This window comes from Streptomyces sp. NPDC060198, from assembly GCF_042728415.1.
GTDB lineage: Bacteria > Actinomycetota > Actinomycetes > Streptomycetales > Streptomycetaceae > Streptomyces.
Genome location: NZ_JBHWZJ010000336.1, coordinates 1 through 7,648, shown reverse-complemented (window position 1 = coordinate 7,648; position 7,648 = coordinate 1). Strand labels below are relative to the sequence as shown.

The window sequence follows — 7,648 nt, the reverse complement described above, 5'->3', positions numbered from 1 at the left end:
GGCCGGGGCGCCGGCGGGCCGCCGCCCCCGGGCGGGCGCGGGGGGGCCGGGGGGGCGGCCCCCCCCCCCCACGACCGGCCTCACGCCCACGTCAGCCGGCGTGCGGCATCTTCACCGTGCCCGTTCCCTCCGCCGTCGCCCCGGTCGCCTCGACCGTGACGCGGAAGGGCCGTCCGCTGCCTTCCGCCGTCACCCGTACGCCGTCCGTGTCACGGGTGACGTGGAAGGTCGCGGCCGGTTCGCCGGTCAGGCCGGGGACGGTGACCGCGGTGGTGGCCGTCCCCGATTCCGGCACGGGGCCGAAGGCCCGCAGGGTGAGGTCGGCGAGCCAGTCGCCGTCCGGGCGCTGGTCGTCGCTGCCCCAGGGGAGCACCGCGCCGGGCCTGACGTACAGCGGGAGGCTGTCGAATCCGTGGGTCTCCTGGCGCCAGACCGGTCCGGTGACCGTCTCGCCGGTGAGCAGGTGGGTCCAGGTGCCCTCGGGGACGTAGTACTCCACCTCGCCCTCGGCCGAGAAGACCGGGGCGACGAGCAGGTCAGGACCGAGCATGTACTGCCGGTCCAGGGTGCGGGTCGCCGGGTCGTCCGGGAACTCCAGCAGCATCGGGCGCATCACCGGGACGCCGGTGCGGTGGGCCTCGGCCGCGGCGCCGTAGAGGTAGGGCATCAGCCGGTGCTTGAGGAGGGTGAACTGCCGTGTCACCTCGACCGCTTCCTCGCCGAACTCCCACGGCACACGGTAGGAGACGTTGCCGTGCAGGCGGCTGTGCGAGGAGAGGAGGCCGAAGGCCACCCAGCGCTTGAAGACGGCCGGGTCGGGGGTGCCTTCGAAACCTCCGATGTCGTGGCTCCAGAATCCGAAGCCGGAGAGGCTCAACGACAGGCCGCCGCGCAGGGATTCGGCCATCGCGTTGAAGGAGGCGAAGCAGTCGCCGCCCCAGTGGACGGGGAACTGCTGGCCGCCGGCGGTCGCCGAGCGGGCGAAGAGCACCGCCTCACCGCTGCCGCGCTCCTTCTCCAGGAGTTCGAAGACCGCGCGGTTGTAGATCTGCGCGTAGTAGTTGTGCATCCGCTCGGGGTCGGAGCCGTCGTGCCAGACGACCTCGGTGGGGATGCGCTCGCCGAAGTCCGTCTTGAAGCAGTCGACTCCCTGGTCGAGGAGGACCTTCAGCTTGCTCTGGAACCAGGCGGTCGCGGCGGGGTTGGTGAAGTCGACCAGCGCCATGCCCGGTTGCCAGAGGTCCCACTGCCAGATGTCGCCATTGGGCCTGCGGACGAGGTAGCCCTTGTCGGCCCCTTCGGCGAACAGCGCCGATTTCTGGGCGATGTAGGGGTTGATCCACATGCTGATGCGCAGCCCTCGCTCCTTGAGGCGGGCCAGCATCCCCTCGGGGTCGGGGAAGACGTCAGGGTCCCAGAGGAAGTCCGACCACTGGTACTCGCGCATCCAGAAGCAGTCGAAGTGGAAGACGGAGAGCGGGATGTCACGTTCGGCCATGCCCTCCACGAAGGAGGTCACCGTCCCCTCGTCGTACGAGGTGCAGAAGGAGGTGGTGAGCCACAGCCCGAAGGACCAGGCCGGGGGGAGCGCGGGGCGGCCGGTGAGGGCGGTGTAGCGGGCCAGGACGTCCTTGGGCGTGGGGCCGGCGACGACGTAGTACTCCAGCGTCTGGTCCTCGACGCTGAACTGCACCTGGCCCACCGATTCGGAGCCGATCTCGAAGGCCACCTTGCCGGGGTGGTTGACGAAGACGCCGTAGCCGCGCGAGGAGAGGTAGAACGGGATGTTCTTGTAGGCCAGTTCGCTGCTGGTGCCGCCGTCCGCCTGCCAGACGTCGACGACCTGGCCGTTCTTCACGAAGGGGGTGAAGCGCTCGCCGAGGCCGTAGATGTTCTCCCCCACCGCCAGGGCGAGTTGGGCGATCATGTGGTGGGCGCCGTCGGGGGTGGTGGCGAAGGCGGTGCCCTTGCGGTCCGCGCCGGTGAGCCGACGCCCGTCCGCGTCGAGGAAGGCGAGACCCCAGGGACCTTCCCTGTCGATCCTCAAGGTCAGCGGACCGCTGGTGAGTTCGGAGACCGAACCCTCCCGCGTGGTACGCACCGACGCGTGCGGTGCCGGGTCCACCGACAGCTCGAAGTCCGGGCCGTGGTTGACCTTGCCGGCGTGGTGGGTCGCGCGGACGCCGATGATCCCCTCGGCGGGCGTGAAGCATTCGACCGTGATCAGCGGGGTGTTGAGGGTGTCGCCGCGCCCGGTGACACGCATGACCGCCGCGTGGGCGGTGATCCGGTCGGCGTCCACGCGCAGATCGCGGATCTCGGTGGCGTAGGACGCGCTGACCCCCTCCCGCATGAGCCAGAATCCGTCGGTGAACTTCATGAGGACTCTCTTCCGGGGGCGGTGGTGAGCGGAGGCTTGGCTGCTGCGGCGCGGTACCGGCTCACTCGGACGCTCCCGAGGGGGCGAAGGTGAGGCGGGCGAGGCGCACGGACCCGCGCAGCGTGACCCGGAGGTCCGCCACCCCGTCCGCGCCGAAGGCCGCGGTCACCGACCGGTAGTCGTACGGGCCGCCGGTGGCGGGGACGTCGACGGCCGCGGCGGCGCCGTCCGTTTCGATCTCGACCGTGCCCTCGCCCGCCGCGTGGACGGTGACACTGCGCACGCCCGGCCCGAAGTCGCACCCCTCGAAGACCAGTCGGCCGCCTTCCGCTTCGGTACCGGTCGTGGTGACCGCGTCGCCGTCCGTCTTCTCACGGTCGACGATCTCGGTGCCGCGCTGCTCGTCGTAGTCGGCCGCCTCGATGCCCGCGCCAAGGACGGGGCGGGGCCCGGAGGGCTCTCCGCCGAGCTCCACCGCGGTGGTGAGCCGGATGTCCGCGCTGGACGCCCCGGCCAGCAGCTCGTACGCGCCCGGCTCCACGGTCCAGCGGCCGTGCGCCACGTCCCAGTGGCCCAGCTCGGCCACGGACACCAGGAACTCGACGCGCTCAGAGCCGCCGGGAGCGAGGTGCAGCCTGCGGTGGCCGACCAGCTTGCGCAGCGGCAGCCGGGCGGCGTCCGGTCCGGTGCGGCGTACGTAGAGCTGGGCGACCTCGTCGGAGGCCGCCCCGCCGTCGTGGGTGACGGTCAGGCCGACCCGGAGCAGGTCGTCCTCGCGGGCGACGGTGAGGTCCTCGTAGCCGAAGGAGGCGTAGGAGAGGCCGTGGCCGAACGGGTAGAGCGGGGCGCCGTCGAAGTAGAGGTACGTCTGGCGGGATCCGATGACGTCGTAGTCGAACAGGTCCGGCAGGTCGGCGTCGGACGCGTACCAGGTCTGCGGGAGTCGGCCGGCCGGGGAGACGTCTCCGGCGAGGAGGCGGGCGAGCGCGGTGCCGGCGGCCTGGCCGCCGTGGGCGGTCCACACCAGGGCGGGGAGTGTGGCGTCGGCCTCCGGTACGGCGTACGGGTAGGCGGAGGTCAGGACCAGCACGGTGCGCGGGTTGGCGGCGTGCGCGGCGCGCCAGAGCTTCTCCTGCTGGGCGGGGAGGGCGAGGGTGGTGCGGTCCTCGGTCTCGCGGCCGTTGATGTGGGGGTCGTTGCCCGCGACGACGATGACCGTGTCGGCCTCGGCAGCGACCCGTGCGACCTCGTCCTCGCCGCGCTCGACGGTCTCGACGACGAGGACGGTGGCGCGGTCCGCCGGAATCTTTTCGCCGTTCTCGGCAACCTTTGCGCCCTCGGCGGCGACAGACACGTACCCACCCGTACCGACGTGCAGAAGGCGGTGTCCTCCGTCGTGTCCCTCGACCGCTTCCAGGCGGAACGTCTCCTGGACGATCCAGCCGCCCGGCTCCTCGGCGGAGGCGCGGACGAAACCGTCCTCGGCGACGGAGAGGTACAGCCCCTCGTCGGTGCGCAGGGTGAGGACGCCGTCGCCCCAGTCGACCAGGGCGAGGGCGGTGCCCTCGGGGGCGGCGACGAGCGGCGGGAGGTCGGTGCGGCCGGTGAGGAGCGCCGGGTCGAGCGCGCCTTCCTCGCCGCGCGCGGCGCCGGCGCCCACCCCGGCGGCCGGTGCGAGGAGCTGACCGTCGTCGCAGGTCAGCAGGACCCGGTCGACGCCCTCGGCGTACAGCACGTCGTCCGCGCCGTAGCGGGCGCGGAGTCCGTCGAGCGGGGTCGAGCGGTGCAGCAGGGTACCGCTGTACCAGTCGAGTTTGCAGGCGTCGGCGAGCAGGCCGACGACCGCGACCTTCCGCCCCGCGCGCGGCGCGAGCGGCAGCAGACCGTCGTTCTTGAGCAGCACCGCGGCCTGTTCGGCTGCCTCCAGGGCGAGTTCGCGGTGGGCGGGGGTGTCGAAGGCGTCGGTGGCCGCGTACGGGTCGAGCTCCGGGTCGAACTCGCCGAGCGCGAAACGCAGATGGAGCAGCCTGCGCACCGCCCGGTCGATGTCCTCGGGGTCGAGGAGGCCCTTGGCGAGCGCGTCGCGGATGCGGCCGGTCATCACGGACGAGTCGGTGCCGTGGTCGGTGAAGCTGTCGACGCCCGCCTTGAGGGAGGCGGCGGTGGCTTCTTCGTGGGTGTCGTAGTAGTGCTCGGAGTCGACCAGGTTGGAGGGTGCGCCGGCGTCGGAACAGACGACGAGCGGCTGGTCGGTCCACTGCCTCAACTGGCTTGCGAGCAGCGGGGAGACGTGGTTGGGACGGCCGTTGACGAGGTTGTAGGCCGGCATGACACCGGCGACCGCTCCGGCGCGGACCGCGTCGCGGAAGGCGCGCAGGTCGTACTCGTGCAGAACGCGGGGGCGCACGGAGGAGGAGGCGGTGTCGCGGTCGGTCTCGTTGTTGTGGGCGAGCCAGTGCTTGAGGACCGGGGCGGTGCGCCAGTACCGGGGGTGCTCGCCGCGCAGGCCGCGGGTGTAGGCGACGGCGATGGCGGAGGTGAGCGCGGGGTCCTCGGAGTAGCCCTCCTCGCCGCGTCCCCACAGGGGGTGGCGCAGGAGATTCACTGTCGGGGCCCAGACGTTGAGGCCGACCCGGTCGTCGTTCCGGCGCTTGGCCCGCACCTCGTCGCCCACGGCTTCACCGACCCGGCGTACCAGGTCGTCGTTCCAGGTGGCGCCAAGACCGACGGCTTGGGGGAACACGGTCGCCCCGCCCATCCAGGCGACACCGTGCAGCGCCTCCTGGCCGGTACGGAAAGCCGCCAGCCCCAGTCGCTCCACCGGCGGGGCGAACTGGTGCAGCATCGCGATCCGTTCGTCGGCCGTGAGCCGCTGGAGCAGGTCGTCGACGCGCGCCTCGAAGGGCAACTGCGGGTCGCGGAAGGGAAGCGGAAGGTCCGTCACGTGCGGGTCCCCTTGGAAAGGTGGGAGGTCTGGCGGAGCCATGGGCTGCCGCGGGTCCTTCGGAACATCAGCTGGTGATCTTTCGAAGCGCTTCGATGCTCCGCGTACGACCGGCCAAGTGTCAAGAGTGCGGCGGGTTGACTCGGCCTGCCCGGCTCACAGGAGCCGCCCAGGGACACGGGAAACGTTATGGAAACAGCTCCGAGGAATGTGCGGGCGAACTCTTGTGCGGCTGACCCCCTTCACTTAACCTCGCTGCAACATCGAAGCGCTTCGACAGCACTTCGAGGGTGCTCAGCCGGTGTCTCCGGAAAGTGCCTCGGGTGGCCTCGTCCTCCGCGGTCCGTTCCCGGTCTCGCCGCCGGCGGTGACTTCAAGCCGTCACCGCCCGGTCGGACCGCCCGATTCGGGCGGCTCCGTCCAGTTACGCCCACCTCAGACTCAGGAACCGAACGGCGGTCGCCCGCCGTGTGTCGTCCTGGTGCGCCATGAAGGGTTGACGCAATGACGCCGAATTCCTCCCCCGCCACGAACCGGTCCGAGAGCGACGCTCCGGGCCTCCGCGCCGTAACGCCGAACCGCCGGAGCTTCCTCGCTTCGAGCGCTTTCGCTGCGGTGGCCGTGGCGGGCGGCGTACCGCTGCTGGCCGCGTGCGGCGGTTCCGGCTCCGATTCGGGGACCCGGGAGGGCACGACGAGCGGCAAGGCGCTCAGCAAGGTCGTGCCGAGCTATCTGCCCTCCAACCTGGTGCAGCCCGACGTGGCCAGCGTCAACGGATCGAGCCCCGGCTTCACCAAGCTGCCCGACCCGCTGGCGAAGTCGGTCAAGTCCCCTCCCGGCAAGGGCTCTTCCTTCCGAGTGATGACCCCGCTGTGGGGCACCGTCCCGAAGAAGAACAACCCGTACTACACGGCGGTCAACAAGGCGGTCGGCGCGACGCTCAACTTCGACCCGCAGGACGGCAACACGTACCAGGACAAGATCGGTGCCGTGCTCGCCGGCGACGACATCCCGGACGCGGTGACCATCCCCGGCTGGAACATGCAGGGCCAGATCCGCAACGCCATCACCGCGAAGTTCGCCGACCTCAGCCCCTACCTGGCCGGCGACGGGGTGAAGAAGTACCCGAACCTCGCCAACATCCCCACCGGCGCCTGGCAGTACTCGGTCTTCGGCGGCAAGCTGCGCGGCCTGCCCATGCCGTCGCCGGTCATCGGCAACGCGATCTTCTACCGCAAGGACATCGTCGGTTCCGGCGCGGTCCCGGCCAGCGCCGACGACCTGCTCGCCTTCGGCAAGGAGTACACCGCCCCGAAGAGCAAGGTCTGGGCCTTCGACGACCTGTGGACCTGCATCCAGAAGCTCTACGGCGTGCTCCCGGACGCCCCGCACTACTGGCAGCTCCAGGACGGCAAGCTGGTCCACAAGATCGAGACCAAGGAGTACCGCGAGGCCCTGGCCTTCGCCCGCAAGCTCCACGACCTCGGTTACGTCCACCCGGACGCCGAGGCCAACAAGGACGCGGACTCCAAGATCCGCTTCACCAGCGGCCACATCGTCATGTACAACGACGGCACCGGCGGCTGGAAGGGCATGGTGACCGAGCAGAAGGCCGCCAACCCGAAGTTCGACATGCAGGCGCTCGACTTCTTCTCGGCCGACGGCGGCAAGCCGGTCCTCTGGCAGGACGACCCGGCCGGCATCTACACCTTCCTCAGCAAGAAGCTCCCCAAGGCGAAGATCGAGGAGTTCCTCGCCATCGCCGACTTCGCGGCAGCCCCCTACGGCACCGAGGAGTTCATGCTCACCAACTACGGCGTCCAGGGGACCCACTACAACGTGAAGGACGGCGTCCCGACCTTCACGGACCAGGGCATCCAGGAGGCCCAGCCCTCCACGTTCCTCTTCCTGGCCTCCCCGCCGCACACCATCGCCTTCCCCGACGAGCCCAAGCTGGTCCAGGACTACGCGGGGTGGATGGCCCGCCAGGCGCCGAACATCAAGAAGCCGCTCTTCTTCGGCATGCAGATCGTCGAGCCCCAGCGGTACGCCTCCCTGTACACGCCCTTCGACGACCTGCAGAAGGACATCCGGCGCGGTCGCAAGAAGGTCAGCGACCTGGAGGCGGCGGTCTCCACGTGGAAGCAGAGCGGTGGCGACGAGCTCCGCACCTGGTACCAGGACATCCTCGACAAGAACGGCTCCGGCAGCTGACCGCACGCGGCAGACGGCAGGACCCACGCACAGACGAAAGTGGCCGCCGGGCGCGGTGTCGCCCCGCGGCCGGGGCGGATCAGCAAGACATGGGGGGGGGTATTATACAC

3 protein-coding genes are annotated in these 7,648 nt (G+C 70.6%); 1 reads left to right on the top strand and 2 read right to left on the bottom strand.

The features are described 5' to 3' along the window. Window positions 1-91 precede the first annotated feature (91 nt). Both yicI and ACFWEP_RS28390 read right to left on the bottom strand, forming a co-directional pair. Window positions 92-2,380 carry an alpha-xylosidase gene (gene yicI / locus ACFWEP_RS28395; RefSeq protein ID WP_387374170.1) on the bottom strand — a complete coding sequence of 763 codons (2,289 nt, stop codon included), beginning with the start codon at window positions 2,378-2,380 and terminating at the stop codon, window positions 92-94. A 61-nt stretch (window positions 2,381-2,441) separates the two neighbouring features. After that, entirely contained in the window at window positions 2,442-5,324 is a 2,883-nt protein-coding gene (locus tag ACFWEP_RS28390; protein WP_387374168.1) for a glycoside hydrolase family 3 C-terminal domain-containing protein, read from the bottom strand. 504 nt (window positions 5,325-5,828) lie between these two features. Here ACFWEP_RS28390 and ACFWEP_RS28385 point away from each other — a divergent pair. Beyond that, the gene (locus tag ACFWEP_RS28385) at window positions 5,829-7,538 is read left to right on the top strand and encodes an extracellular solute-binding protein (protein ID WP_387374166.1); all 1,710 of its coding nucleotides are present in this window, start codon (window positions 5,829-5,831) and stop codon (window positions 7,536-7,538) included. Window positions 7,539-7,648 lie beyond the last annotated feature (110 nt).